Origin of the sequence: Mycobacterium rhizamassiliense (assembly GCF_900157375.1) — a bacterium.
GTDB classification, from domain to species: Bacteria; Actinomycetota; Actinomycetes; order Mycobacteriales; family Mycobacteriaceae; genus Mycobacterium; species Mycobacterium rhizamassiliense.
On record NZ_LT721901.1, the window covers coordinates 4,844,506 to 4,870,073 of the forward strand.

At 67.5% G+C, this 25,568-nt stretch carries 26 protein-coding genes; 14 read left to right on the forward strand and 12 right to left on the reverse strand.

Features of this window, described 5'->3' with window-relative positions; all coding sequences use genetic code 11:
* From MRAB57_RS23355 to MRAB57_RS23375, 5 genes are read right to left on the reverse strand one after another with little or no spacing between them, the layout of a single operon-like run.
* Entirely contained in the window at window positions 1-1,203 is a 1,203-nt protein-coding gene (locus tag MRAB57_RS23355) for a thiolase family protein (protein WP_077089451.1), read from the reverse strand.
* Entirely contained in the window at window positions 1,200-1,643 is a 444-nt protein-coding gene (locus MRAB57_RS23360) for a MaoC/PaaZ C-terminal domain-containing protein (RefSeq protein ID WP_077089452.1), read from the reverse strand. The genes MRAB57_RS23355 and MRAB57_RS23360 overlap by 4 nt, the downstream gene beginning before the upstream one ends.
* Window positions 1,640-2,140 carry a MaoC family dehydratase gene (locus tag MRAB57_RS23365; protein WP_077089453.1) on the reverse strand — a complete coding sequence of 167 codons (501 nt, stop codon included), beginning with the start codon at window positions 2,138-2,140 and terminating at the stop codon, window positions 1,640-1,642. The genes MRAB57_RS23360 and MRAB57_RS23365 overlap by 4 nt, the downstream gene beginning before the upstream one ends.
* Window positions 2,133-3,251, reverse strand: a complete 1,119-nt coding sequence (locus tag MRAB57_RS23370; protein WP_077089454.1) for an acyl-CoA dehydrogenase family protein — start codon at window positions 3,249-3,251, stop codon at window positions 2,133-2,135. The genes MRAB57_RS23365 and MRAB57_RS23370 overlap by 8 nt, the downstream gene beginning before the upstream one ends.
* 10 nt (window positions 3,252-3,261) lie before the next feature.
* A complete protein-coding gene (locus MRAB57_RS23375) occupies window positions 3,262-4,440 on the reverse strand; it encodes an acyl-CoA dehydrogenase family protein (protein WP_077089455.1) in 1,179 nt (392 codons plus the stop codon).
* A gap of 206 nt (window positions 4,441-4,646) precedes the next feature.
* Here MRAB57_RS23375 and MRAB57_RS23380 point away from each other — a divergent pair, with 206 nt between their 5' ends.
* Both MRAB57_RS23380 and MRAB57_RS23385 read left to right on the forward strand, forming a co-directional pair.
* Window positions 4,647-5,264: a TetR family transcriptional regulator gene (locus tag MRAB57_RS23380; protein WP_077090797.1), complete on the forward strand. Its 618-nt coding sequence runs from the start codon at window positions 4,647-4,649 to the stop codon at window positions 5,262-5,264.
* On the forward strand, window positions 5,261-6,085 hold the full coding sequence (locus MRAB57_RS23385; protein WP_077089456.1) for a hypothetical protein: 825 nt from the start codon (window positions 5,261-5,263) through the stop codon (window positions 6,083-6,085). The genes MRAB57_RS23380 and MRAB57_RS23385 overlap by 4 nt, the downstream gene beginning before the upstream one ends.
* Window positions 6,086-6,097: 12 nt before the next feature.
* Here MRAB57_RS23385 and MRAB57_RS23390 read toward each other — a convergent pair whose 3' ends face one another.
* Window positions 6,098-8,347 (reverse strand): tetratricopeptide repeat protein, encoded by a 2,250-nt coding sequence (locus tag MRAB57_RS23390; protein ID WP_077089457.1) that lies wholly within the window; start codon window positions 8,345-8,347, stop codon window positions 6,098-6,100.
* Between the two features lie 179 nt (window positions 8,348-8,526).
* Between MRAB57_RS23390 and MRAB57_RS28850 the strand changes: the two genes are divergently transcribed.
* Window positions 8,527-8,691, forward strand: a complete 165-nt coding sequence (locus MRAB57_RS28850; protein ID WP_173813963.1) for a hypothetical protein — start codon at window positions 8,527-8,529, stop codon at window positions 8,689-8,691.
* Window positions 8,692-8,702: 11 nt separating this feature from the next.
* Here MRAB57_RS28850 and MRAB57_RS23395 read toward each other — a convergent pair whose 3' ends face one another.
* Window positions 8,703-11,393: an FHA domain-containing protein gene (locus MRAB57_RS23395; RefSeq protein WP_077090798.1), complete on the reverse strand. Its 2,691-nt coding sequence runs from the start codon at window positions 11,391-11,393 to the stop codon at window positions 8,703-8,705.
* Between the two features lie 130 nt (window positions 11,394-11,523).
* Between MRAB57_RS23395 and MRAB57_RS23400 the strand changes: the two genes are divergently transcribed.
* Window positions 11,524-11,730: a hypothetical protein gene (locus MRAB57_RS23400; protein ID WP_077089458.1), complete on the forward strand. Its 207-nt coding sequence runs from the start codon at window positions 11,524-11,526 to the stop codon at window positions 11,728-11,730.
* A 33-nt stretch (window positions 11,731-11,763) separates the two neighbouring features.
* Here the strand turns inward: MRAB57_RS23400 and MRAB57_RS23405 are convergent, their stop codons facing one another.
* Entirely contained in the window at window positions 11,764-12,738 is a 975-nt protein-coding gene (locus MRAB57_RS23405; protein ID WP_077089459.1) for an alpha/beta hydrolase, read from the reverse strand.
* A gap of 178 nt (window positions 12,739-12,916) precedes the next feature.
* Here MRAB57_RS23405 and MRAB57_RS23410 point away from each other — a divergent pair, with 178 nt between their 5' ends.
* Window positions 12,917-13,762 (forward strand): SDR family NAD(P)-dependent oxidoreductase, encoded by an 846-nt coding sequence (locus MRAB57_RS23410; protein WP_077090799.1) that lies wholly within the window; start codon window positions 12,917-12,919, stop codon window positions 13,760-13,762.
* A 20-nt stretch (window positions 13,763-13,782) separates the two neighbouring features.
* On the opposite strand, the gene MRAB57_RS23415 is transcribed toward MRAB57_RS23410, so the two are convergent.
* Together MRAB57_RS23415 and MRAB57_RS23420 are read right to left on the reverse strand one after the other, a co-directional pair.
* Window positions 13,783-16,026 carry a molybdopterin-dependent oxidoreductase gene (locus tag MRAB57_RS23415; protein ID WP_077089460.1) on the reverse strand — a complete coding sequence of 748 codons (2,244 nt, stop codon included), beginning with the start codon at window positions 16,024-16,026 and terminating at the stop codon, window positions 13,783-13,785.
* A gap of 52 nt (window positions 16,027-16,078) precedes the next feature.
* The gene (locus MRAB57_RS23420; RefSeq protein WP_077089461.1) at window positions 16,079-16,504 is read right to left on the reverse strand and encodes a PPOX class F420-dependent oxidoreductase; all 426 of its coding nucleotides are present in this window, start codon (window positions 16,502-16,504) and stop codon (window positions 16,079-16,081) included.
* Window positions 16,505-16,647: 143 nt separating this feature from the next.
* On the opposite strand from MRAB57_RS23420, the gene MRAB57_RS23425 reads away from it, so the two are divergent.
* From MRAB57_RS23425 to MRAB57_RS23465, 9 genes are all read left to right on the forward strand, one after another.
* Window positions 16,648-16,830, forward strand: a complete 183-nt coding sequence (locus MRAB57_RS23425) for a hypothetical protein (protein ID WP_077089462.1) — start codon at window positions 16,648-16,650, stop codon at window positions 16,828-16,830.
* Between the two features lie 34 nt (window positions 16,831-16,864).
* Window positions 16,865-17,323: a nuclear transport factor 2 family protein gene (locus MRAB57_RS23430; RefSeq protein WP_077089463.1), complete on the forward strand. Its 459-nt coding sequence runs from the start codon at window positions 16,865-16,867 to the stop codon at window positions 17,321-17,323.
* A gap of 44 nt (window positions 17,324-17,367) precedes the next feature.
* Entirely contained in the window at window positions 17,368-17,799 is a 432-nt protein-coding gene (locus MRAB57_RS23435; protein WP_077089464.1) for a DoxX family membrane protein, read from the forward strand.
* A 75-nt stretch (window positions 17,800-17,874) separates the two neighbouring features.
* Complete coding sequence (locus MRAB57_RS23440; RefSeq protein WP_077089465.1) at window positions 17,875-18,750, forward strand: alpha/beta fold hydrolase; 876 nt, start codon at window positions 17,875-17,877, stop codon at window positions 18,748-18,750.
* Between the two features lie 24 nt (window positions 18,751-18,774).
* Entirely contained in the window at window positions 18,775-19,959 is a 1,185-nt protein-coding gene (locus MRAB57_RS23445; protein ID WP_077089466.1) for an acyl-CoA dehydrogenase family protein, read from the forward strand.
* A 20-nt stretch (window positions 19,960-19,979) separates the two neighbouring features.
* Window positions 19,980-20,888 carry a biphenyl-2,3-diol 1,2-dioxygenase gene (bphC, locus tag MRAB57_RS23450; RefSeq protein WP_077089467.1) on the forward strand — a complete coding sequence of 303 codons (909 nt, stop codon included), beginning with the start codon at window positions 19,980-19,982 and terminating at the stop codon, window positions 20,886-20,888.
* Window positions 20,885-22,351 (forward strand): FAD-dependent oxidoreductase, encoded by a 1,467-nt coding sequence (locus tag MRAB57_RS23455; RefSeq protein ID WP_077089468.1) that lies wholly within the window; start codon window positions 20,885-20,887, stop codon window positions 22,349-22,351. The genes bphC and MRAB57_RS23455 overlap by 4 nt, the downstream gene beginning before the upstream one ends.
* 144 nt (window positions 22,352-22,495) lie before the next feature.
* Window positions 22,496-23,317 carry an IclR family transcriptional regulator gene (locus tag MRAB57_RS23460; protein WP_077089469.1) on the forward strand — a complete coding sequence of 274 codons (822 nt, stop codon included), beginning with the start codon at window positions 22,496-22,498 and terminating at the stop codon, window positions 23,315-23,317.
* A complete protein-coding gene (locus MRAB57_RS23465) occupies window positions 23,314-24,150 on the forward strand; it encodes an SDR family NAD(P)-dependent oxidoreductase (protein WP_077089470.1) in 837 nt (278 codons plus the stop codon). Before MRAB57_RS23460 ends, MRAB57_RS23465 begins: the two co-directional genes overlap by 4 nt.
* On the opposite strand, the gene MRAB57_RS23470 is transcribed toward MRAB57_RS23465, so the two are convergent.
* A complete protein-coding gene (locus MRAB57_RS23470) occupies window positions 24,065-24,418 on the reverse strand; it encodes a ferredoxin (RefSeq protein ID WP_245836119.1) in 354 nt (117 codons plus the stop codon). The two genes, MRAB57_RS23465 and MRAB57_RS23470, sit on opposite strands and share 86 nt — an antisense overlap.
* Window positions 24,418-25,554 (reverse strand): 3-ketosteroid-9-alpha-monooxygenase, oxygenase component, encoded by a 1,137-nt coding sequence (locus MRAB57_RS23475; RefSeq protein ID WP_077089471.1) that lies wholly within the window; start codon window positions 25,552-25,554, stop codon window positions 24,418-24,420. The genes MRAB57_RS23470 and MRAB57_RS23475 overlap by 1 nt, the downstream gene beginning before the upstream one ends.
* Window positions 25,555-25,568 lie beyond the last annotated feature (14 nt).

Here is a 25,568-nt window from a genome sequence, read left to right on the forward strand (position 1 = left end):
TCAGTCCCCCCGCATCAGCAGGGCGACCTGCTCGCTCATGATGCCGCCGTTGCCGGTGACGAACGCGGTGTGGCAGTCCGGCACCTGGGCGGCGCCGGCCCGTCCCATGATCTGCCGTGCGCCGTCGACGACGTGGTGCATGCCGCCCGCCATGCCGGCCTGGCCGTAGGACAGTTGGCCGCCCGCGGTGTTGAGGGGAAAGTCGCCGCGATGGGTGAGGTCGTGGCCGGCGACCCAGGACATCCCGGTGCCCTTGGCGCAGAAGCCGGCGTCTTCCAGGCTCATCAGCACGGTGATGGTGTAGCAATCGTAGATCGACGCGACGTCGACGTCCGACCGGGTCAGCCCGGCCATGGCGAACGCCTTGTCGGCGGCACGGGCGATCGGCGTGTTCAGCAGGTCGTCGGCGTATGTCGGCGTCTTGAAAGCGATGTGTTCGCCGAAGCCCTTGATCCAGACCGGGCGATGGCGCCCCTTGCGCGCGATCTCGGCGTTGGCGATCAGCACGCCCACTCCGCCATGCACCCGCATCACGGTTTCCAGCATGTGGATCGGGTCGGCGATCATCGGGCTGTCCAGCACGTCGTCGACGGTGATGGGCGTGCCGTGGAAGACCGCGCCCGGATGCGCGCACGCATTGGTGCGTTGGTCGACGGCGATCTTGGCAACCGCGGCCGGGTCGTAACCGTACTCCGCGGCGTAGCGCTGGGCGATCTGCGCGTACGGCGCGTTCTGGCCCACGTTCCCATAGGGGATCTCGAACTCGGCCTGCGGCGAGCCGTAGTTGTTGGACGAGGCGCCATACCAATTCGGCTCTGCAGCGGGCCGTCGCTGCGACTGTGGCACCGCCAGCGAGCCCGGGACGACGGCCAGCGCCGCTTCGCAGATCCCGAGCTCGACGGCCGCGGCGGCCCGCCAGACCATGCCCGCGGAGGTGGCCCCGCCCAGATCGACCCGCTCACCGAAATCCAGGGCGAAGCCCAGGTATTCGCACAGCGTGGCCGGAGCGAACATCGCCGATTCGGCCACACCGTGGGTGAGCAGCCCATTGATGCACGACGGGTCGACGCCCGCGTCCTCGATCACCAGCTTCGCCAGCAGCGCGTACTGGTCGAGGGTGAATCGCGGCGGCCCGGTGGGACGGCGCTCGGCGGGCAATTCGGCGATCCCGACGATGGCCGCCTCGCCGCGCAATCCCGTCACGACGGTGCCCCGCGACGCGGCAGCGCAACCGTCGCGGTTCCCGGCATCAATTCCGTCTCACCGCGCCGGCCGGCGATGTCGAGCTCGATCAGCCCGGCGCCGTCTTCGGAGAGGCGCTTGCCGGTGACCACGCCGCCGAATGTCAATGACTCACCGGGCAGTGCCGTCGCCCGGTTCTGCACCGAGAACGCCACCAGGCGGCCGCCTCCACCGATCCAGTCGCCGATCGCGCGGGCCAGTAAGGCCGCCTGCAGCGGGCCGTGCACCAATACGTCGTCGTAGCCCTCGGATTCGGCCCACTGCTTGTCGTAGTGGATCCGGTGGCCGTTGTAGGTGGCGGCGCTGAAGAAGAACAGCTGGGTCTTGTCGACGGTCACGGTAAGCGTGCGCATTTCTTGCCCCACCTCGACGTCGTCGTAAAACACTTGTGCGCCTGTCATGGCCGGGCGATCATCGACGTCGATGCTTCGGCAACCAGCTCGCGATGCTGGTTGCGGTACACCGTGTGCCAGGTGACCAAGACGAATCTGCCGGAGCGGCCCTGCTTTTCGACGATCGATTCGATGGTGCGGACCATTTCGATTTCGTCGCGGTGATAGGCCGGTAGGTGGAACTGGAAGCTCTCACCACCGGCCATCCGCTTCGGCGCGCGGGGAAACGCGAGGCTGCCCGACACCGCTCCCGAGGAGCCGTCGGGCCGCAGCGAGTCGAGGCGCGCGACACCGAGGATGGCGTACTGCAGGAACAGCGGCGGACAAACGATGTCGCGAAAGCCGTTGGCGCGGGCGTACTCCGGGTCGAACCACAGCGGGTTGTGGTCGCCGACCGCCGCGGCCCACCGCTGCCAGTCGCGTTGATTGACCTCGCCGGAAGCCGACGCCGCGACGGTGCCCACTCGCGATGCCGATTCGGCGTCGATCAAACTCTCCTCAGCCACTGCTGTCCTCCAACGTTTCCTCCAGCCATGCCGCCGCGACGTCGCCGCCGCCCCCGAACGTCGATGCGAGCCTGGCCCGTTCGCTCCACAAGTGCAGGTCGGTTTCCGTCACGTAACCCATCCCGCCGTGCAGCTGGTGGGCATCCAGGGTGATCAGCCGGGCCGCATCGGCCGCGTGCATGCGCGCGATCGCCGTTTCCCGGGTCGCGGTGTGCCCCTGCGCGAGCCAGAACACCGCGGATTGCGCAGCCAACCGCGCCCCGCTCAAGGCGATGTGCATGTTGGCGATCAGGTGCTGCGCCGCCTGGAACGAGGCGATCGGCCTGCCGAATTGTTGCCGCAGCGTGGTGTAGTCCACGGTGCGCTCCAGCACCGCCTCGCACACCCCCACCAGGTCGAGCGATCCCAGCGCCACCGCGGTGTTGGCGACCCGGCGCAGCGCGTCGGCCGAACCGTCGCCACCGATGAGCGCGTCGGCCCCGACGGTAACGTCGTCGAAGCGGAGGGTGAATGCGCGGTGGCCGCCCGCCATGGCCAGCGGCTCGACGGTGAGTCCGGCGGTGTGTGTGTCGACGGCGAGGACCAGCGTTCGCTCGTCCGCCGCGGCGGAGATCACGATCAGCTCCGCGACGTCGGCATCGGCGACATAGTCCGCGGTTCCGTTGAGCCGGAATCCCTTTGGGCTGGCATCGGCCGCCAATACCGGTGCGACGGCGGCGGCGTCACCCGCATTCCACAGCGCGGTGCTGCCGCGCAGGGTGCCGTTCGCCAGGCGTGACAGCAGGGCGGCCTTGGCCTCGGGCCCGCCGAGCAGGTCGACGGCCAGCGCGGCCAGGATGCTGCTGTGTGCCGTCGTGGGGCACAGCGCACGACCTGTCTCGGTGTAGAAGACGCCCAGGTCCTGGAGCGAGCCGCCCGAGCCGCCGTACTCCTCGGCGATCGCCAACCCGAAGACACCGGCGCCGGCCAATGCCTTCCACAGGGTCGGGGTGCTTCGGTCCGCGCCGGGCTCCTGCAGCGCGCGCACCACCGTCACCGGGCATTCGGCCGCGAGCAGGGCCCGCATCGAGGAGGCGAACTCGCGCTGCTCCGCGGTGGGTATCGCTTTCATCGCTTTCGCCTCACCGCCCGTACGACGGCATACCGTGGCCGCGCTGCGCGATGATGTCGCGCAACACCTCGTTGGTTCCTCCCCCGAACCGCATCAACGGCGCCGCCCGGTAGAGGCGTTCGAATTTGCCCGCCAGGGGCGCCTTTTCGCTGCGATGCGCCAGCAAGCCGTCGGGGCCGAGCACGTCGAGACCCAAGGTGGCGATGCGCTGGCGGAGCTCGCTGGTGAAGACCTTTTCGACGCTGACCTCCACGGTGGGGATGACGCCGTCGTCGAGGATCGAGGCGGCCTGATACCCCATCAGGGTCGCCACCTCGACATCGGCCTCGGCCCGTGCCAAGCGGCGGCGCAGGGCCGGGTCCTCCGCAGGCACCGTGCCGTCACGGCGCGATCGCCGGGCCAGGTCGCGAAGCTCATCCACGGCGCGGCGCAGATCGCCTGCGTTGGTCAGCGCACCGCGTTCCAGATCCAGCGCGCCGGTGATGTAGGTCCAGCCGCGGTTGACCTCACCCACCAGGTTCGTAACCGGGACCCGGACGTCCTGGAAATGCACCTCGTTGGTGCGGTAGCCCGACCACGCGTAGAGCGGTCGGATCGTCACGCCGGGGCTGTCGATCGGAACGATGATGACCGAGATCCCCCGATGCCGCGCGCCGTCGGGATCGGTGCGCACGCAGAGCCACTCGTGGGTGGCGCGCTGCGCGCCGCTGTTCCAGATCTTGGTGCCGTTGATCACCCAGTCTTCGCCCTCGCGCGTGGCGCGGGTGCGCAGGCTCGCCAGGTCTGTTCCGGCCTCGGGTTCGGAATAACCTACGGCGCAGATCATTTCGCCCCTGGCGATCAGCGGCAGCCATTCGGTCTTGTTCTGCTCGGTGCCGTGCCGCATGATCATCGGCGCCACGGAGGTGACGGTCAGGTCGGGCCCGGGCACGCCGGCGTATTCGAATTCGCTCATCAGCAGGTGCTGGTGGACCGCGCCCAGGCCGAGGCCGCCGTACTCGCGGGGCCAGTTCAGCCCGAACCAGCCCTTCTCGCCGATCTTGCGGCGGAAGCGGGCTACCTCGCCGTTGGGGAATTCGAGATCGTGCTCGGCGAGCTCCGCCTGTAGTTCCGGGGTGACGTTGTCACGAAGGAATTCGCGAACCTCGGCCAGCCACGCGCGCTGCCCGGCGTCGAGTGCGAAATCCATCTCAGCCTTTCTTCGGAAGCGCCAGCGTAACGCCACTGCGAAGCTCCGCTAGTTATTTCGCAATGAGGTTACGCCCGCGGCCACTGCGCACCGGCCGCCAGCGCCCGCTGACTGGGAGGGCAGTTGAGCCGCCTCGTCGATTTCGTTGACGGCCGTCATTGACGACCGTCAGTCGATCCCGCTAGGGTCGCCATGTGCCCGCCATGATGTCCACTTCGGAACGCCCCGCTCCGGCCCCCAGCGCCAGGGAGACGCAACGGCTACAGACGCGCCGGCGTGTGTTTGACGCGGCAGTGGCCGAGATCGGTAGGTCCGGACTGGCGGGGACCGATGTCGCGGCGATCGCCGCCGCTGCGGGCGTGGTGCGCGGAACGTTCTACTTCCACTTCCCCACCAAGGAGCACGTCCTGGTCGAGCTGGAGCGGGACGAGGAGAGCAGGATCGTGGCCAAGCTCAGCGCCAGGACGAGCAGGCAGCCGAATCTGCTTTCGTTGCTCACGCGGCTGGTGCATCACGTCCTCGAGGCCGAACAACGCTTAGGCCCAATCGTTTTCCGGGACATGCTGGGATTGCACTTCTCGGCGGCACGACCCGTCGAAGACGAGCTTGGACAGCATCCGTTGGCGGCCTTCGTGATCGCTGCGATCGCCGAAGCCCAGGCCGCCAGACGTGTCCACCCAGACGTGGATGCGGGAGAGCTCGGGGTGATCTTCATGACGGGACTGTTCGCGTTGCTTTCGACCGCGGGAACGGCGTCCCGGGCGCGTACGGCGCTGTTGGACCGATATGTGAAGACCATCGTCGGAGGAATGGAGAAGCAATGACCGCCACAGGCATCGATGGATACCGGGCCTATCTCGCGCAACGCGACGGCGACGCGGATCTCATGCACCGTCGACTGGCGAACCGTGAGGAGTTCTTCTCGTCGCTGGAGGCCGACCCGCTGCGCTCCACTCACTCGATCGACCGGGATGTGTTCCTGCGCAACCTTCGGCGCCGTCGGCCCGAACCGGGCCTGAGCCGCGAGATGCTCTTCGTATTGGCGACCGCAAAGCTCAACCAGGCGGAGCGATTCGGGGTGGATTTGGGCGACACGTACGGCCGCATCGGTGGCGAGGATCAACCGCCGGAGCGAATCTACCTCGCACTCGAGGAGCACTATCACACTCGGTTGCTGGCCTACGTGCTCGACCTGTTCTCCCTACCGTTTCAGGTCGTGGTGCCACCGATGGTCATGCGGCAGTTCGTCAAGATGGAAGTCTTCCTGCCCGAGCGGTTCGGGTTCCTGTTCGTGGGGGCGGCCGAAATGGCTGGCTGCATCATGTTCGACGAGTTGCGCCGCGTCGGTGTCGAGTTGTTCGCCGACGAACCCGCGGTGGCCGCACGAATTGAGCTGCTGTACACCGAGATTCTTACCGACGAGCTGGGCCACGTCGGCTACTGCGCGGCGCGTTGCAGCCGCGCCGAGCGAGCGATAATGCGGCGGTTCTACCCGGTTTTCGGGCGGCTGTTCGCCCGCCAAACCGCCGAGATCAGACTTCTGATCGATCGCGAGTCACTGCACGCCCGTCTCGATCGACCGTTCGATGTCGAGGAGCTCGCCGCCAGGGTGCCGAACGAGACTTTCGTTGCCGCACATCCTTGATCGGATCGGCACTTAGTCGGGCAGCTCCGCCAGGGTAGTGCCGATGGCGCCGGAGAATTCGACATAATACTGCCCGGTGTCGGGCGCCTGGCGGGAAATGCGCTGCAGCACACCGTCTTTCCAGAAGTAGAGGTCGCCGTTGATGGGTCCCGGATACTCCTTGCAAAACGCGGGGCACACCGTCGACATGGTGTTAATCGACGCGAGCATCTTCTTGCTGGTGCTGACCGCGTGCAGGAAGAGATGGTTGCGGTTCGGCACGCCCAGGACAACGCCGTGGGAGGCGTCCGGGATGTACTCGGGTATCAGCGCCTGCAGGTCGAGGATCTTCGACGCGACGAACGACGAGGCGCCGTGGAGCCACTGCACATCCACCCCGTCACCCTCGACCGCTTCGGCGCCTTCGATCGGCTCGGCGGCGGTGTTGCGGCGCGCGGCCTCGCGTAGGCGGTCGATGTCATGGGTCTGAAGTTGGCTGGTGGTCAGGTAACTGATCACGTCGGGGAAATCGAGGCAGAGCACCTCGTACAGCCCGTCGGCGAGTGGCCACGCATAGGACAACGCCCCCTGGGCCTGCTCGACGTCGATACCGGGCACCACCCGGGCCCGTACGCGGGTGGACAGCTCCGGCCACTCCATGGTGCCGACCGTGGATAGCGACGTCGAAAACGCGGCGAACTTCGTCATGATGTCGGTGATCACGGGGCGCCACTGATCGGACGGTCGTGTGCTGCAGGGCCTGACCAGCTCTTCCAACCAGCACGCCGCACCGTCGGGAGCGACGAACGCGGTGCCGTCGGCGGAAAGGGCCGCCTCCATTCCGATCTCGGCCAGCGCCTCGGCGGCGTAACGCCGGATATCGTCGACCTGGCTGACGGTCATGTTCGGGAACACGGTGTCGGGCTCATCGACGGAGACGGCGATGTCCGCGGGCGGCTCACTGTCACCGCCGCCCAACGGGAATTGGGTGTAGCGCTGCCCGGCGGCCTGCAGCTGCCGCACCGACGCCGTCAGCGCGTGCTCGTCGCCGAGGTTGCGCGCGCAGTCTTCGAGCAGATGTTGGGTGCACTGCGCCGCGTCCGGGTACTCGCCACCGTTCCACAGCGCGTAGGCGAGGTCGTAGCGGGCGCTCAGCGCCGATTCCGAACCGTCGCCGAATGCCTTGCTGCGTTCGCCGATCTCCTTCTTCATCACGATGACGTGCTCCAGCAGCGCCTCGATCCGCGAGCGATGCTCGGTGGCGTACTCCTTGGCCCGCGCCGCGAGTTCCTTGGTCGGCTCGCCGTCGCCCTGGTCGAGCTCCATCTGTTGGTAGAGGTCCGCGTCGACCCACTCGCCCTCGTCGAGGTCGGCCTCCCAGTCGGCGCGCCGAGCCGCGAACGCCGTCTGCCCGGCGACGGTCAGCGGATGGTCGATCCCCAGCGCGCGTATCTCCTCGTCGATCAGGACCGCCCAATCCGCGAGCACCTCGATGTCGCGATTCGGCGATGCTGGCGCCCACAACAAGCACAGATGACGCATACCGAGTGTCTGCTCGTGGTCATCGCCAAAGACCTTGCCAAGCAGCGGGATCAACGTCGCCGCACCGGCGTGGGCCCCCTCGGTGTCACCGGCGTCGCCGCGCCAGGTCACCCAGGCCCGCCAGCTGGCCAAGGTGTCGGGATGCTCGTTGCCCAGCAGCCTGGCCCGGACGCTCGATACCTGCGCCATCTCGTCGGTCGCGCCGACGATGTCGCCGAGCTGCCGGCGCCAGATCGCGAGGTTGTGCCGCGCCCCCAGCGTCGTCAAGTTCTCGGCGCCGAAAACCCGCTGTTCGTCGGCGAATAACTGGAACCAGGTCGTCACTGCGAGAGCCGGATCCGTGTCCGGCCCCGCGTAGCTCGCCAGCATGTGGCGGGCGGTCAGCGTGTCGGGGTGATCGCGCCCCAGCTCGCCATCCAGCAGCGGGATCAGCCCCGCCAGATCGTCGGCCGCACGGGCCACGTCGCCCAGATGCTGGCGCCAATTGGCGATCGCCACAGCCATCGACAGGGTTTCCGGATGTTGCGGACCGAGTCGCTGCCGGCTCTCCGCGAGCAGCTCCTCGGCCAGACCCAGGGCTGCTGCCAGATTCCCGGCCTCGCGATGCACTGTCATGAGCTCACGCAGCGCGGCCAGGGTGTCCGGGTGCTGATCGCCAAGGCTCTCCCGCAGCGCCGCGACCTGCCGTTCCTGCTCGGCGACCGCGGTTACGGCGCCGGCGCCCTCCCCGTCCAAAGCCATGCCCTGATGTAAGGCGACGACGGGGCCGAAAGCAACTCACCGCGGCCGGGACTGTAAAAACGCTGTCAAACTCCCGTTAAAACCCGTCGCCCCCATCGCGGTTGCGCGGCTACCCTGCGAAAATCGTTAAGTCGACTGGTTCGGAGAAACCAGTCCCGCTCCACCCCGAGGGAGAAGTCATGCCCACTATCGAGACGCACCTTCGCGAGGAACTACGCACCTGCGCCGTCGAGCTACGCCAGCTGGCGTACACCATGCCCAACGGGGTGGGCGAGCACGACCTCCTGCAGCTGTCCGCCCGGATGCACGCGGCCGCCGACCAGGTGCTGCGCAAGGGCGCATAGCGCGCGGTGGGTCAGCCGCCGCCGCCCTTGAGGCGAATCTTCCAGCGCACGAAGCCCAGGTAGAAAACGCTGATCGCGATCAGCATGCCCATGTCGAAGAGCCAGGTGCCGGTGTTGTGATGCCAATGGCCGTCCTTGGGGACCTGCGGTCCGGGTTCGAGTTTGATCAGGTCGATGGTGGAGGCCGACGCCGCGAAACCCCATCGCGCCGGTGTCACCCATGACATCTGGTCCAGCCCGACGCGGTTGGTCACCGGGATCATGCCGCCGGAGAACACCAGCTGGGACATCACCGCCACGACGAGCAGCGGCATGATCTGGTCGTTGGACTTGGCGATGGCCGACAGCGCCAACCCGAGCATCGCGGAGGCGACGGTGGTCGCCGCGACGTCGACGAACAGCTCCAGGCCGGGCTTGCCCAACGCCGCGGCGCCCTGGGTCGGTCCGCCCTTGCCGAGCAGCGCGATGATCGTGACGATCGCCGACTGGACGATGGCGAACACGGTATAGACGCAGACCTTCGCCAAAAGGTAAGCGGTAGTGGACAATCCGACCGCTTGTTCACGCAAAAATATCGCGCGTTCCCCGATGAGATCTCGGATGGTGAGCGCGGTCCCCATGAACACCGCGCCGACGTTGAGCAGCACCAGGATCTGTCCCGGCTCGGTCGGCGCGTTCCCCACCGGATTGGGGATGCCGAAGCCGACGTCGCCGGGCACCGACATCGACAGCGAACCCATGATGAAGGGCAGCAGCGCGAGGAAGGCGAAGTAGCCGCGGTCGGACACGATCAGGCGAATCTGCCGCCTGGCAATGGTCGAGAACTGCCGCAGCAGGCTGGTATGCGACGGGTCACCGAGTTCGGCGGGTTTCTCGGCCGGCGGTGGTGGCGGCGGCGGACCCGTGCGGGCCAGGTAGCGGGATTTGGCCCCGGTCGGGTCGCCGGCGACCGTGCTGAAGATGTCGGCCCAGTTCGTCGTGCCCATGGCCCCGCCGATCTGGCTGGGCGGCCCGCAGAAGGCGGTCTTGCCGCCCGGGGCCAGCAGCAGCACCTGGTCACAGACGTCCAGGTAGGTCAGCGAGTGGGTGACGACCAGGACCACGCGCCCGGCGTCGGCGAGCTGGCGCAGCATCGTCATGACCTGCCGGTCCAGCGCCGGGTCCAGGCCCGACGTGGGCTCGTCGAGGATCAGCAGCGAGGGCCCGGTCAGCAGCTCCAGGGCGACCGAGGCGCGTTTGCGCTGCCCGCCCGACAGCTTGTCGACCCGGGTTTCCAGGTGCTGGGTCATCTCGAGTTCCTCGAGCACCCGGGCGACCACTTGGGCGCGGTCGTCCTTCGTGGTATCCGGCGGCAGCCGCAGTTCGGCGGCATACCCTAGGGCCTGGCTCACCGTGAGCTGACCGTGCACGACGTCGTCCTGCGGCACCATCCCGATCCTGCTGCGCAGCGAGGCGTATTCCGCGTGCACGTTGTGGCCCTCGAACGCCACCGTGCCGGTCGTCGGATGGGTATATCCGGCCACCAGCCGGGCGAAGGTCGACTTGCCCGCGCCGGACGGGCCGATCACGGCGGTCAGCGTCCCCGGTTGTGCGCCCAGCGAGATGTCGTCCAGCAGCGTCTTGTTGTTCTCGATCGTCCACGTGACGCCGCGGACGTCCAGGCCGCCGGTGCGCGTGGCGGTCGCCGATTCGTCGCGGCGGGCCAGCGTGCCGCCCGCGAAGACGAGGTCGATGTTGCCGATCGTGACGACGTCGCCGTCGTGCAGCAGCGCCGTCTCGACGCGCGAGCCGTTGACGAACGTGCCGTTGATGCTGCGGTTGTCATGGATCTCGGTGCCGTTGGGACCCGGAAGCAGCGTGGCGTGGTGGCGGGAGGCCAGCACCTCGGGGATGACGATGTCGTTGTCGTTGGCGCGGCCGATCTTGACCGCACCCGGCATCGACCCCACGGCCGCCTTGCTCGGGCGCAGGATGCGCATCATCGACGTCGCGATGTTCGCGGCGTCCCCGCCGGCAACGCGGCTGGTTTCGGGATCACCCTCGGGCGTCGCCGGCCCCTGCGCGGGTTGGGCGCGGTAAATGTGCGGCGCCGGGTGGCGTTCGGTGGGCGGCGCTGCCGGCAGGCCACCGGTCGGGGGACGCGGTATCGGGCCCGACGGCGGGTTCGGCACCGGCCCGGAGGGGTGGCGCGGCAGCGGCCCCGACGGCTGGGCCGACTGTGCGCCGGTGGGCGGATACGTGGACTGCGGCCTGGAGACCGGCTGTTGCGGCGTATCGGGCCGCAGCGAGCCGGTCTGCGGGTGGGCCTGCACCGGCTGCGCGGCACTAGCCCCGGTCATCAGGCTGGGGATGGGGATCGACGTCGTCAACGGCGGCCGTCCGGCGGAACCCTGATGGCGCCCGACCTCGAAGGTCAGCGCGGGGCCGTCCGGATTGCCGATGTTGATCCGCATCCCATCCTGGATGTCGACGGCGGGGACCCGGCGGTTGCTGACGTAGAGCCCGTTGAGGCTGCCGTTGTCGATGGCGACCCATCGCCCCTGGTCGAAACGGACCAGGAGGTGAGTCCGGGAGATCAGCGGATGCGCAACCCGTACGTCGGCGCGCAGATCGCGACCGATCACGACGTCATTGCCTGCGGCGAAGGTGCGCTCGGCTCCCTCGTAACGAACTGTCAGCACGGGCGGGGCTGGTCGGCTCACTTTGCCCACATTAACGGCATCGGAGCGCTTTTAGGGGGACCGCTCATCAATTGCTGGTTACCGCGCGGGCTTACCGCACGCGAATCGTCCGCCGGTTTTTGATCGCGGGCTCGCGGGTAATCCGCCGTCCATGGATGACACCAACGGTGCGTTCCCCGACGAGGTACCCGTCGCCGATGCTGTTGAGCAGCAGCGTGCGACCGGTTACCCGGTATCCGACGATGCGGACAACGACGCGACTGCCCGACTGGACGGGGGCGAGCTGCCGCTGGAGGCCAGCGCTGCCGACTGGCAGGAGCAGCGCGAGACGGTGGAGTTTGACGAGGCGGATCGCTGATATATTGCGCCACAATCCCTTTCGCATTACCCACTAGGCGGGCGTGCGTACGGCGGATGCGTCGACTTCCGCAGTCACCTCTCGGACGAAGTCGCCGATGTAGCGAATCGCTCGCCGGCCCTCGGGCAGGATGTCGGCCGCAATGGGGAAGTCGTGAATCTGGCCGTCCCACAGGTGCAAATCGCAGCGAACCCCGCTGGCCGCCAAGCGTTCCGCCATCAGCTCGGCGTCGGGACGCAACAGCTCGTCGGAACTGGCATGGATCATGACCGGCGGCAACGAGGACAGTTCGGCGTCAACCGGAGAAACATCATGGCCGCGATTGGCCGGAAGCTTCACCTCGTCCAGGAAACGACTGAAGATGGACAACGCCGCCGCGGTGAACATCGAGCACCTCGAAGCGTTGCGGTGCTTGAGTTTTCGGGAGGGGTCCGCATCGGTGAAAGGCGAGATGGTGGCGATCCCGGCCGGCGACGCGACCTGGGCGCCAATGGCGGCGAGGGTCGTCATGAAGGCCAGGTATCCCCCGGCCGAATCGCCCGCGACGACGATTTGATCGTCGTCGTAACCCCGTTGCAGGATCCAGTTCAGTCCGCTGACTCCGTCGTCGATGGCATCAATGATCTGATGGGAGGGCAGCTTTCGGTATCCGACGATGAGCACGCCGGCATCCGCCGCCCTCGACAACCGGCACGCGAGGGCGCGGTGCGTGTTGATCCCGCACGTCAGGAATGCGCCGCCGTGCATGTAGAGGATCGCCCGAGTGGGCGATGTGCCGGGCGCACGAACCCATTCCGCGCGACAGTTTTCGAGCCGGACGGGTTCGATCACGGCCGAGGAGCGCAGCCGCGGCAACAGCCCCGCGAGGCCGTCGACCTGCGCGAAGGGCCAATTCAAGTTCGGCTGCATGGCCCAGGCGCGCACGACATTCTTCACGAGTAGTCGACTGGCCATCGAAACCGCAATTGATTGCGGACTGTGGCGATGGTGGATGCGCCGCATGGTCATCTTTCTAGGCAAGAAAACGTTAGCTTCGGAATACCCGCCGCGGAGCCCGCAAAACTCGAGTAAACCCTTGCCAAATATTGCTTTTCGCCGTTTATCACCCGCATATCGTGGGTATTGGGGCGACTTGATTCGGCGCGGATGACGCCCGAATTCGTCCTGAATGCCCGAAGATGTGGGCATGGAACAGTCAACTCAGATCGGCCGGCTGCTGACCGACCGCATTGCGGTGGTGACCGGCGGCGGCGGGGGCATCGGAGCGGCCACGTCGAAACTGTTCGCGCAGCATGGCGCCCACGTGATCGTCGCCGACATCGACCGTGAGCTGGCACACCGGACCGCCGACCAGATCACCGCGGCGGGTGGCTCGGCGCTGCCGGTAATCGTCGATGTCCGGGAACCGGATCAGGTGACCGACCTGGCTGAAGCGGCGCTGGATCGGTTCGGCCGGGTCGACGTCCTGGTGAACAATGTCGGCCACTGGCTGCGCCACCCCGGCAATTTCGTCGACACGGACCCGCAATTGTGGGATGACCTCTACCGCATCAACCTGCACCATGTCTTTGCGGTCACGCACGCGTTCCTGCCGGCGATGCTCGACCAGCGTCGCGGCGCCATCGTCAACGTCTCGTCGGTCGAAGGCCTGCGCGGCTACCCGGAGGATCCGGTCTACGCCGCTTTCAAGGCGGCCGTCATCCATTTCACCCGCAGCCTCGCCGTTCAGGTGGGCCGCGACGGCGTGCGGGTGAATGCGATCGGTCCCGACGTCACCGAATCCCTGCAGGTTCCCTATTCGCAGTGGCTTTCCGCCGACGAACAGTCACAGTGGCCGCAGTGGGTCCCGGTGGGACGAATGGGTGTGCCGGAAGATCAAGCGAGCGTGGCCCTGTTCCTGGCCTCGGACCTGTCCGCGTTCGTCACCGGCCACACCATCCCCACCGACGGCGGCACCGGCGCCGCGGGCGGCTGGTTCCGATCGTCGCGCCGAGCCGACCGGGAGTGGACGAACCGGCCGATCGCGCCCTAAACCCGGTGGCGACGCTGATGTCATTGCGCCGCAATGGGTTGCGCGCCCTCGAAGCGCGCTTGGTCTTGCAGGACCGTGACCGGAATCCCGTTGAGGGCACCGTTTCCCGAGGGCTCGTCGAGGAACGTCGGCAGCGAAAGCGCGTTGGTGTTGGCGCCGGGTGAGCCATTGGCCACCGACATGCGGGTGCCGGATTTGCCGTGGCCCCAGCCGTGCGGCATCGACACCACCCCGGGTTTGATCGCGTCGGTGATTTCGACCGGCACCTTGATCTCGCCGGCCTCCGATTTCACCGTGACGACGTCGTCGTCGGACACGCCGCACCGCGCCGCGTCGTCGGGGTGGATCAGCAACGTGCAGCGGTCCTTGCCCTTCATCAGCGCGGGCACGTTGTGCATCCACGTGTTGTTCGACCGCAGGTGCCTGCGGCTCACCAAGACCAGTGGCTCGGCGGGCCGCTCCAGCCGCGCGGCCAGCCGGGGCAGGTCGTCGAGCAGGTATTGCGGGGCGAGGCGGATCTTCTTGTCGGGCATGTCCAGGATGTCGGGCAGCTGCGGCACCATCGGCCCGAAATCGATGCCGTTGGGGTTCGCCTTGAGCAGATCGAGCGTGAGCCCGCCGGGGTTCGTGCCGTACTGATCTCCGAACGGCCCGGTGCGCAGCGTGAGGTCGAGCATCCGCTCCGGGCCGCCGTGGTCGTAGAGCTTGCGGATCTCGGCCCCGTCGACGCCCCGGGTGAAGGCCAGGTAGTCGAAGAAGCCGTCGTCGATGGCCGCGACGTCGACGTCTTCGGCGGGCGTGCCGGTGCACAGGCCCGTCAGCCGGATCAGGATCTCCCATTCGTACGGGCGGTCGCCCGGATCGAACACCGGCGCCGAGTAGTTCGAGATGCTGTGGATCGCGAAGAGCAGGATCAGGTCGTCGTGGTGTGGCTGCTCAAGTGGCGAAAGGCCGGGCAGGATGACGTCGGCGTGCCGCGTTGTCTCGTTGAGCCAGAGGTCGATCGAGATCATCGCCTCCAGCATCGGCAGCACCTCGTCGAGCTTGTCGCCGCCGGGCGTGGACAGCACCGGGTTGCCCGCGACGGTGATCAGCGCCTTGAGCTGTCCGTCGCCCGGGGTGGCGATCTCCTCGGTCATGCACGAGACCGGGGCCTGGCCCAGCACCTCCTTGGCGCCGCGCACGCGGGTATGCCAGCGGCCGAACTCCGGCAGGCCACCCTCCAGGCCGGGCAGCGGCTGGGTGGTGATCGACCAGGCCGCCGGCTGGGGGAACATGGCGCCCCCCGGGGTGTCGAAATGTCCCGTCAGGATGTTGATGACGTCGACCATCCAGCTGGCAAGGCTGCCAAACTCCTGATTGCACAACCCGATTCGGCCGTACACCACCGATCTCTCGGTGCCGGCGAGTTCACGGGCGAGTCGGCGAATGCGGTCTTCGTCGATGCCGGTGACCACGCTGACCCGCTCGGGCGGCCAGTCCGCGGCGACCCGGCGCATGGTGTCGACGCCGTCGACGTGCGGTCCCGCATCGACCAGGGTCTCGTCGAAGAGGGTGTGCGCGACGGCCAGTAGCAGCGCCGCGTCGGTGCCCGGCACGATCGGCAGCCACTCGTCGGCGCGCGCGGCGGTCTGCGTGCGCACCGGGTCGATCACGATCACCTTGCCGCGCTTGCGAATCCCGTCGATCAGGCCCATCACGTCGGGCGCGGCCAGCAGCGAGCCCTGGGACGCGGCGGGGTTGGCGCCCATGATGACCAGCAGGTCGGTGCGCTCGATGTCCGGCACCGGGAAGTTCCACCACAGGCCATACATCAGGTGCGACGACAGGTTTTTCGGCCACTGGTCGACCGTGCCGGGCGAATAGGTGACCGGCATCCCGGACATGCCCATCAGCACACCGGCGTACCGGGCCAGCGAGAAGGAGTGCGCCAGCGGGTTACCCGTGTAAGCGGTGACCGCGCCGATGCCATACTTCTCGATCACCGGCGTCAGCAACTCGGTGCAGCGCCGAAATGCGGCGTCCCAGCTGACTTCCTGCCATTGCCCGTCGACCTTGATCATCGGCTGCCGGATGCGGTCGGGGTCGTGGTGCACCGAGCCCAGCGATACGCCCTTGGGGCACAGGTGTCCCCGGCTCCACACGTCGTCGCGGTTGCCGCGAATGCCGGCCACGGCGCCGCTTTCTACGTGAATCTCCAAGCCGCACATGGCTTCACACAGCGGGCAGGTCCGCAGGTGAATGCCGTCATCGCCGGGTTTCATCCACCCACTGTATTGCGCTACTTCCGGTAGCGGAAGTGTCAAAAGTTCGAGGTCAGGCTACCCAGGGCCCGATGCCACCGACCTTGTCGATGTGGACGTGCGTCAGATAGCCAGGGGGCGCACCGTCCGGCGGGAACTTCGCACTCGGGTCGCCCAGGATGGGGTTGAGCTCGGTCAGCAGTTCGGGCGCTCCGCCCTCGGTGATCTGGGCGGTGCCGGTGAGCGACAGGTAGGGCCGCATCCCCTTGCCCGGCTCGTCGAGGGCCACGATCGTCACCGCGACGCGCGGGTCCCGGCGCACGTTGCGGACCTTCCTGTGTTCGGAGAGGTGGGCGCTGACGAGTTCGTCTCCGTCGGGCGTCGATCGCAGCGCGACCCAGACCACGCTCACCTGGGGGCTGCCGTCGGGATTGATCGTGACGAGGGTGGCGTCGACACCCTTGCCAATCAGATTTCGTGCGGCTTCGTTGAGCTTCATGCGTTGTTCTACGGTCTGGCGTGCCAATTCATTCCCGCCGCCCAGACACATTTGAATTTGACAAGTTAGCTAGGCAACCGCGACGCCGCGCCCCTAGCGTTCAAGTCGAACGCCCGACAAATCCTCCCCGAAAGCATGCGGCCATGACCGACCAACAGCAGCCCGAGAACATCGAACGCCTGCGCCGGGAACTACTCGACCGGGTCGAGGCCGAGCCGTGGGAGGACTGGTCCGTCGATCTCCTGCGGGCACTGATCGCCGTATTCGATCTCAGCGGGGTCATTCCGGTGTCGCGGCACTCCTTCCGGCCACAAATCGTCAAGTAACTCGCGTTCGCCCTCGGCGACTAGAGTCACGCCGATGGAGATGTGGGAACTCGTCGCGCGCGAGCAGATTCGGGACACGCTGGCGCGGTACAACTGGTCGGGCGACGCCGGGAAGGTCGACGGGCTTGCCGAAACCTTCTGCGTTGACGGTGTTCTCGAGATACGCGGCGCGACTCCGCTGCACGGCCGGTCCGAGATCGTCGCCTTTCTCGGCGGTGTCACCGCGAACATCGCCGACAACGTCCCCGCCGATGTCCCGGTCAAGCCGGTGGTCCGGCACAACGTCACCAACCTGATATTCAACGCGCTCACCCCGGAGCAGGCGCAGGTCTCGTGCTATTTCACCGTGGTCACCCACATCGGGCTCGATCATTTCGGGCGCTATCGCGACACGCTGGTGCCCGACGGCGGCACCTGGCTGATCAAGCATCGCAAGGTGTCGACCGACTGGGCGGCCCCGGACTCGGCCATGGCGCGGGGCGCCGTCCAGTAGTTAAATCGTTGCAATACAGCATCTTTCGCGGGGAGGGGCCGATCATGCGTGCTACATCAGTCGTTGCCGGCGAAGCCGACCGCGCCATCGGGTATCTGATGATGCGATTGACCATCGGGGCCAGCCTGTTCGGGCACGGTTTGGTCCGGATGCCCAAGCTGGACACCTTCCACGCGCAGCTGGTGGGCGAGTTCAAGACCTCGATGCTGCCGACGGCACTGGTCTCGGTGTGCAGCTGGGCACTTCCCTTCGCCGAGCTCGGCACCGGGCTGCTGCTGTTGGCCGGCGCGCTGACCCGCGTGGCCGCCGTCGCCGCGGGCGCGGTGATGATCGTGTTGGTGTTGGGCGCGACGTCCATCGAGCACTTCAACGTGATCGGCGATCAGCTGGTCCACGCCAGCCTGCTCGCCGGCGTGGTGGCCTTCCGGAGGTACAACAAGTACTCCGTCGACGGCCTGCTTGCCGCCCGGCGCTGAACCCGCGCCGGGGCCGGGATCCCGATCAGCGGAACACCATTCCCCCACGCCTCGACAACATGGCAGGGTGTCAGCGTGGCCAACACCTCTCCAGCGACCGCCGTCGAGCAGGACCTGCGTGAAATCGACACCCCGAAGGGCGCTTTGCGCTACTACGACTGCGGGCCCGACTCCGCTCCGGCGCTGCTGTTCCTGCACGGCTCCGGCCCCGGTGTCACCGGCTGGCGCAACTTCCGCGGTGTCTTGCCCACGTTCGCCGAGCACTTCCGCTGCCTGATCCTGGAATTCCCCGGCTTCGGCGTCACCGACGACTTGGGCGGTCACCCGATGGTCACCGCGTTCGGCAGCGTCGGGCCCTTCCTCGACGCGCTCGGCGTCGACAAGGCACACATCGTCGGCAACTCGATGGGTGGCGGTGTCGGGATCAACTTCGCCACCGGCAACCCGGACCGCGTCGACCGACTGGTGACCATCGGCGGCATCGGCACCAACATCTTCAGCCCCAGCCCCAGCGAGGGCATCCGGCTGCTGCAGGAATTCGTCGAGGACCCGACTCGGCAGCGGCTCGTCGACTGGCTGAAATCGATGGTCTACGACCAGGCGCTGGTGACCGACGAACTCGTCGAGGAACGCTGGCAGCTGGCCTCCGACCCCGTGACGCTGGCCGCCGCGCGCCGCATGTACGGCAAGGAGGCGTTCGCCGGGATGAACGCCATGATGGCCGCGTCCGACCGGCCGCTGCCCTGGGCCGCCATGCACAAGCTGACGGCACCGACCCTGCTGACGTGGGGCCGCGACGACCGGGTCAGCCCGCCCGACATGGCGCTGATTCCCATGCGGACGATCCCGAACGCCGAACTTCACATATTCCCCAACTCGGGGCACTGGGCGATGATCGAGGCCAAGCAGGCCTTCGAAAGCACGGTGCTCGGATTCCTGTCCCGCAGCTAGCCCAACTCACGTAAGGACATCGACATGAGCGCTTCCGTACTCGACCGGGTAGTGGCCATGGCCGACCAGTTGCGCGACCAAGCCGCCGAGGCCGAAAGCATCGGCCGGCTCACCGACGACACGGTCAAGCGGATGAAGGAAGCCGGCCTGATCCGGCTGCTGCAGACCAAGCAGTATCAGGGCTTCGAGGTGCACCCCCGCGAGTTCGCCGAGACGACGATGGCCACCGCGGCGCTGGACCCGGCGGCCGGCTGGATCGTCGGCGTGGTGGGCGTGCACCCCTACCAATTGGCTTACGCGGACCCGAAAGTCGCCGCCGAGATCTGGGCCGACGACGTCGACACCTGGATGGCCTCCCCGTACGCGCCGCAGGGCGTGGCCAAGCCGGTCGACGGCGGCTACATCTTCAACGGCCGCTGGCAGTTCAGCTCGGGCACCGACCATTGCGACTGGATCATCCTGGGCGCCATGCTCGGCGACGAAAAGGGCATCCCGATCATGCCGCCGCGGATGCTGCACATGATCCTGCCGCGCAAGGACTACGAGATCGTCGAGGACTCGTGGAATGTGGTGGGGCTGCGGGGAACCGGCAGCAAGGACGTGATCGTCTCCGACGCGTTCGTCCCGACGTATCGGACCATGGATGCGACGAAGGTGATGGACGGCACCGCCCAGCGCGAGGCCGGCATGACCGAGCCGCTGTACCTGATGCCGTGGTCGACGATGTTCCCGCTGGGTATCTCCTCGGCGACCATCGGCATCGCCGAGGGCGCGCTGGCCGCGCACCTGGACTACCAGCGGGAGCGGGTCGGGGCCACCGGCACCGCGATCAAGGACGACCCCTACGTCATGCACGCCATCGGTGAGGCGGCGGCCGACATCAACGCCGCGCGCCAGGAGCTGCTGGCCAACGCCGACCGCGTCTACGACATGGTCGCGGCCGGGAAGGAGGTATCGTTCGCCGACCGCGCGGCCGGTCGCCGCACCCAGGTTCGCGCGGTGTGGCGCGCGGTGGCCGCCGTCGACGAGATCTTCGCCCGCTCGGGTGGCAACGCGGCCCGGATGGACAAGCCGCTGCAACGGTATTGGCGCGACGTGCACGTCGGTCAGATGCACGCCATCCACGTCCCCGGCACCACCTATCACGCATCGGCGCTGAGTTCGATCGGCATCGATCCGCCCGAGGGTCCGCTGCGGGCCCTGATCTGACCTACGCAGGAGGCGCACCGGTGAGCGACCTGAAAAGCCTTGGCTACATCACGATTTCGACCAACGACATCGACCGCTGGCGGCAATTCGCCTTCGGCACCCTGGGTTTCGCGGAGGGCAAGGGCCCGGATGAGTCGGCGCTGTACCTGCGCATGGACGAGCGGGCGGCGCGGCTCATCGTGGTTCCCGGGGACAGCGACCGGGTGCTCACCATCGGCTGGGAGGTGCGCGATCGCCCCGCGCTGCAACGGGTCAAGGCCACCCTGGACGGCGCGGGCATCGCGTTCAAACAGCTCTCCGTCGAAGAGGCGGAGGCCCGCCGCGTCGAAGAGGTGATCACGTTTGAGGATCCCGCCGGCACCACGCTCGAGGTGTTCCACGGCGCGGTCCTGGACCACAGCCCGGTCGTCACCCCGTTCGGCGCGAAATTCGTCACCGGCGATCAGGGCCTGGGCCACGTCGTGGTGCCCGCCATGGACCCCAACGGGCTGTTCGACTTCTACACCGAGGTCCTCGGTTTCAAATCCCGCGGGGCGTTCCGGGTGCCGCTGCCGAAAGAGTTTGGCCCCATTCGGGTTCGGTTCCTCGGCATCAACGAGCGCCACCACAGCCTGGCGATCGTCCCGGCCGGACACATGCGCGACCCGCGGCTGGTGCACATCATGGTCGAGGTCGACGACCTCGACGCCGTGGGCCGCGCGCTGGACCGGGTCAACGCCGAGGGCTTCCAGCTGTCGTCGACGCTGGGCCGCCACACCAACGACAAGATGATCTCCTTCTACGTCCGCGCGCCCGGCGACTGGGACATCGAATTCGGCACCGAGGGCATGCGAGTCGACGAAAGTTATTACACCGCAGAGGAAATCACCGCCGACAGCTACTGGGGTCACCAGTGGGTCGGCGAGATGCCCGCGGCCATGCGGCTATGACGCCAGACACCGACGTAACACCGATCCCCGCGAGTTCGATCGCCTCGTGGGACCACGAGGCCGACGTCGTCATCGCCGGCTACGGGGTGGCCGGTGCCGCTGCGGCAGTCGAAGCGGCGCGTGCGGGGGCGGACGTCCTGGTGCTCGAGCGCACCGGATCCTGGGGTGGGGCCGCCTCGATGGCGGGCGGGTTCATCTACCTCGGCGGTGGCACTCCGCTGCAAAAGGCCTGTGGCTTCGACGATTCCGTCGAGAACATGGCGGCCTTCCTCAATGTGGCGATGGGGCCCGGCGCCGACGAGAACCGGATCGCCGACTACTGCGCCGGCAGCGTCGCCCACTTCGAGTGGCTGGTCGGCTGCGGCGTCCCGTTCAAGGCGGAGTTCTTCTCCGAGCCGGGTTGGGAGCCGATGGGCGACCAGGGCCTGATGTACAGCGGGGGCGAAAACTCCTACCCGTTCAACACCATTGCCACGCCCGCGCCGCGCGGCCACGTGCCCCAGATGCAGAACAAGAAGCAGGGTGAGGCCAGCGCCGGCTACATGCTGATGAAGCCGCTCGTCGAGACGGCCACGGCGGCAGGCGCACGGGCGCTGTACGACGTGCGGGTGCAGAGCCTTGTCGTGGAATCCGACGGCAGGGTGGTCGGTATCCGCGCCCGCCAGTACGGCGAAGAGATGACGATCCGCGCGCGCACCGGCGTGGTGCTGGCGACCGGTAGCTTCGCCTACAACGACTCGATGGTGGCGCGCTTCGCGCCCCGCATCGCCGGGCGGCCGGCGGCATCGATCGAGCAGCACGACGGGCAGGCCATCAGGATGGCGCAGGCGCTCGGCGCCGACCTCTGCCATATGGACGCCACCGAGGTCGCGATCTTCATCGACCCGCAGCAACTGGTGCGCGGCATCCTGGTCAACGGCCGGGGCCAGCGCTACGTCGCCGAGGACACCTACCCGGGCCGCGTCGGCCAGCTCACGCTCTACCACCAGGACAACACCGCCTACCTGATCATCGACAGCGACGCCAACGAAGAGGCGAACGCATCGTGGTCGCCGAAGTTCATGCTGCGGCAGGCGACCTGGGTGGCCGATTCCGTCGCGGATCTGGAACGCGACATGCGGCTGCCGCCGGGTTCGCTGCAGGCGACGGTCGCCGCCTACAACGAGGGCGCCGCGCGCGGCGAGGACCCGCTGCTGCACAAGAAGCGCGAGTGGCTCAAGCCCATCGGCTCCCCCGTCGGCGCCATCGACCTGCGCGAGAACACCGGCGGCTTCACCCTCGGCGGCCTGAACACCACGCTGAACGCCGAGGTGCTGCACGTCAGCGGGGATCCCATCCCGGGCCTATACGCCGCCGGCCGTTCGACCGCCGGGCTGGCCGCCTGGGGCTACGCCAGCGGCGTCTCGCTCGGCGATGGCAGTTTCTACGGCCGCCGCGCGGGTCGTTCGGCCGCCAAGGGCTGAGTTTTCCCGCCGCCGGCGCTCACCGGATTGCGCCACGCCACCCTCGAGCGACTTCGCCTGTTGTGTGACGGCCGCCATAGGTGGTAAACAGAGTATTCCTAATAGGAATATGTCAGCCCGACATACCACAGGGTTGGAGGATCGATGCCACAGACCAGCGCGCCCGCCGAAACTCCCAGCGCCGTGATCGACCGCATCGCGCTGGTCCTTGACGCGTTCGACGGGCCGGGCCGGCTCACCCTGGCCCAGATCGTCCGGCGCACCGGGCTGCCCCGGTCATCGGCCCATCGGATGCTCGAGCGCCTGGTACAGCTGCGCTGGCTGCGCCGCAACGGCCGCGATTACGAGCTGGGGATGCGGCTGGTCGAGCTGGGCTCGCTGGCCGTCCAGCAGGACCGGCTGGTGCGGGCCGCCGCACCGCTGCTGGGCGAACTGCACCGCGCGACGGGGCTTGTCGTCCACCTCGCCGTGCTGGACGCACCCGACGTCGTGTACCTGGAGAAGATCGGCGACGCGGTGATTCCGACCCGCGTCGGATCGCGTCAGCCAGCCCACTGCACCGCCGTGGGCAAAGCGATCCTGGCCTACTCCGATCAGCACACGGCGGTGGACCTGAGCACCCGCAAGACCAAATACTCCATCGCCACCAGCTCGCAACTGGCGGCCGAGCTGGCGAAGGTCCGTGCCCACGGCGTGGCGTTCGAACGGGAGGAGTCGCTGGCCGGATTCGGTTGTGTCGCAGCACCTATCGGGGGCCCGGGCGAGGCTGTCGCGGCAGTGTCGGTGTGCGGCCGGATGAATCGCATGATGTTCGATCAGCGGCTCACCGCCCCGGTGCGGATGACCGCGATGGCGATCTGGCGCAACATCGAGGGTGGACCGCAATCCGTCGCGCCCACACTCCAGCCGCTGCGGCCCCTGCGGCCCGCGCGTCCCGAGCCGCGGCGGGCCGTACAGTACGCGTGAATTCTTTCTCCGGTGGCGTCGCCGTCATCACCGGAGCCGGTTCGGGCATCGGTGCGGGATTGGCTTGGCACGCCGCGGAATCGGGCATGACGGTCGTGCTGGCCGATGCCGACGGCGACGCCATCGCGGCGCTGCGTGAGGACATCCACGCGTCTGGAGGCTCGGCCGTCGCCGTGGCGTGCGATGTCCGCAACCCCGTCGCGATGCAGGAGCTCGCGGACCGCACCTACCGCGACGTCGGTCCGGTGCGGCTGTTGGTGAACAACGCCGGCATCGAACAGTTCGGCTACCTGTGGGACACGCCGGTGGCCAATTGGCAGCGCGTACTCGACGTCAACATCAGCGGAGTGTTCTACGGCGTGCGGGCCTTCCTGCCGAAGATGATGGCCACCGACGATCGAGCGTGGGTGTGGAACCTGTCGTCGGTCGGCGGGGTGTCGTCAATTGCGTTGCAGGGGCCCTACATCGTGAGCAAGCACGCGGTGCTCGCGATGACCGAGTGCCTGTATCTCGACGTCGAGTCGGCCGGACACGGCCATCACATTCACGTGCAGGCGGTGCTGCCGGGCGCGGTGAAATCCAACATCTTCGAGTCGGCGGGCGGTGTGGACCCCGCCGAGGGCGGCGACGTCGCCGTCGTCGAGGCACACCGCGCCGCCATGCTGGAGATCAAGGCCTCGGCCATGGACGCGCGGACGGCCGCGGCCAGGATCTTCGACCAGGCCGCCGACGGCCGGTTCTATCTGCTCACCGAGCCGGAGTACGTCGGCTCGGCAATGGCGGCGCGGGCGAATGTGCTTGCCGCACAGCGTCCTCCGTCTCGTCGACGATAGTCAGCTCGCCGTCGCGGACGGCGCGAAGGATCGACTCCCGCAGCGCCGAACACGCCAGGAACACGCCGCGGCTGGCGTGCGCCGATACCTTTTCGGCTTCGGCGCGCTCGGTGCACCGCTCGGTCGCATCGGCGTTCCACTGCACGCTGGTCTGGTTCCAGGTGCTCTTGCGGACCAGCACCCGGGCCCCGCAGCTGCGGCACGCCACGGGCATCATCGGCATCGCGTCGAATCGGTTGTCCGTCCGGACCGACGATTCGGCCTCCATCACACCGGGCCCGCCGCCTGGATAGCCATGTTCGCCTCGACCTCTTTCATCCACGCCGCATACGGGCGGGTGGTGTCGAGCTCGAATTCGAAGCGGTCCACCATATCCGGCTCCACGTCAGCGGCGTCGACGTAGAACTGCTGGTACCAGCGGCGCAGCTGGTAGACGGGGCCGTCCTCCTCGACCAGCAGCGGGTTGTCGATGCGTGCCTTGTGCCGCCAGATCTGCACGTCCTGTTCGAACCCCAGCTTGATGTAGTCGCCGAGCGTGATCGCGGTCTGCATGGCCTGATCGCCGGGTAGCGCCTCGGATTTCTTGACGATGATGCCGTATTGCAGCACAAAGGAATTCGCATCGATCGGATAGTGGCAATTGATGAGAATCGATTGCGCGTCGCCCTGCTGGTAGTGGTAGGTCAGGTCGTCGATCATGAAGGACGGCCCGTAATAGGACGCCACCGATGTGTTGCCCAGCATCCGCGAGCCCTCGGTGCCGGCCATGTCCGGACGGCCCTCGCCGTTCATGTACTGCGTCGCGACGGGGCCTTCGAAGATGTTCTTGAAGTACGTCGGCAGCGCGCCATGGATGTAGTAGAAGTGCGCCATATCCACGACGTTGTCGATGATTTCGCGGCAGTTGCTGTTGACGACGGTGGTGTACCAGTGCCAGTCGGTCCACTCGTCACTGGTCGCACCCTCGATGCGCGGGATCGTGACATCCGCAGGCGGCGGCTTGCGCTCGGGGTCGTTCCACACGAACAACATTCCGTCCTGTTGCAGCGTCGTCCAGGCCTGGGTGCGGGCGGTCTTCGGAGTGCGCCTGCTGTAGGGCACCTGCTTGCATCGCCCGTCGCCGCCCCAGCGCCAGTCGTGGAACGGGCAGGCGATCTCGTCGCCCTTGACCTCGCCCTGGGACAGGTCCCCGCCCATGTGCCTGCAGTACCCGTCGAGCACATTGAGCTCGCCGTTCCCGCTACGGAAGACCACCAGCTTCTGCCCGAAAGCGTTGATGGAGTGTGGTTTTCCGTCCGCGAAATCCCTGAGCAGACCCAGGCAATGCCAGCCGCGGGCGAATCGCGTCGGGACGGTTTGGGCCTCAATCAGCCGAATCTCGTCGGCCTCGGGCTGCGACGTCATGGAACTGATTCAAC

Coding starts and splice junctions, on each gene's coding strand:
- MRAB57_RS23360 (WP_077089452.1), bottom strand. CDS start 1,643: ATGACAGGCGCACAAGTGTTTTACGACGACGTCGAGGTGGGGCAAGAA.
- MRAB57_RS23370 (WP_077089454.1), bottom strand. CDS start 3,251: ATGAAAGCGATACCCACCGCGGAGCAGCGCGAGTTCGCCTCCTCGATG.
- MRAB57_RS23375 (WP_077089455.1), bottom strand. CDS start 4,440: ATGGATTTCGCACTCGACGCCGGGCAGCGCGCGTGGCTGGCCGAGGTT.
- MRAB57_RS23380 (WP_077090797.1), top strand. CDS start 4,647: ATGTCCACTTCGGAACGCCCCGCTCCGGCCCCCAGCGCCAGGGAGACG.
- MRAB57_RS23385 (WP_077089456.1), top strand. CDS start 5,261: ATGACCGCCACAGGCATCGATGGATACCGGGCCTATCTCGCGCAACGC.
- MRAB57_RS23390 (WP_077089457.1), bottom strand. CDS start 8,347: ATGGCTTTGGACGGGGAGGGCGCCGGCGCCGTAACCGCGGTCGCCGAG.
- MRAB57_RS28850 (WP_173813963.1), top strand. CDS start 8,527: ATGCCCACTATCGAGACGCACCTTCGCGAGGAACTACGCACCTGCGCC.
- MRAB57_RS23400 (WP_077089458.1), top strand. CDS start 11,524: ATGGATGACACCAACGGTGCGTTCCCCGACGAGGTACCCGTCGCCGAT.
- MRAB57_RS23405 (WP_077089459.1), bottom strand. CDS start 12,738: ATGACCATGCGGCGCATCCACCATCGCCACAGTCCGCAATCAATTGCG.
- MRAB57_RS23410 (WP_077090799.1), top strand. CDS start 12,917: ATGGAACAGTCAACTCAGATCGGCCGGCTGCTGACCGACCGCATTGCG.
- MRAB57_RS23415 (WP_077089460.1), bottom strand. CDS start 16,026: ATGAAACCCGGCGATGACGGCATTCACCTGCGGACCTGCCCGCTGTGT.
- MRAB57_RS23420 (WP_077089461.1), bottom strand. CDS start 16,504: ATGAAGCTCAACGAAGCCGCACGAAATCTGATTGGCAAGGGTGTCGAC.
- MRAB57_RS23425 (WP_077089462.1), top strand. CDS start 16,648: ATGACCGACCAACAGCAGCCCGAGAACATCGAACGCCTGCGCCGGGAA.
- MRAB57_RS23430 (WP_077089463.1), top strand. CDS start 16,865: ATGGAGATGTGGGAACTCGTCGCGCGCGAGCAGATTCGGGACACGCTG.
- MRAB57_RS23435 (WP_077089464.1), top strand. CDS start 17,368: ATGCGTGCTACATCAGTCGTTGCCGGCGAAGCCGACCGCGCCATCGGG.
- MRAB57_RS23445 (WP_077089466.1), top strand. CDS start 18,775: ATGAGCGCTTCCGTACTCGACCGGGTAGTGGCCATGGCCGACCAGTTG.
- MRAB57_RS23455 (WP_077089468.1), top strand. CDS start 20,885: ATGACGCCAGACACCGACGTAACACCGATCCCCGCGAGTTCGATCGCC.
- MRAB57_RS23460 (WP_077089469.1), top strand. CDS start 22,496: ATGCCACAGACCAGCGCGCCCGCCGAAACTCCCAGCGCCGTGATCGAC.
- MRAB57_RS23470 (WP_245836119.1), bottom strand. CDS start 24,418: ATGGAGGCCGAATCGTCGGTCCGGACGGACAACCGATTCGACGCGATG.
- MRAB57_RS23475 (WP_077089471.1), bottom strand. CDS start 25,554: ATGACGTCGCAGCCCGAGGCCGACGAGATTCGGCTGATTGAGGCCCAA.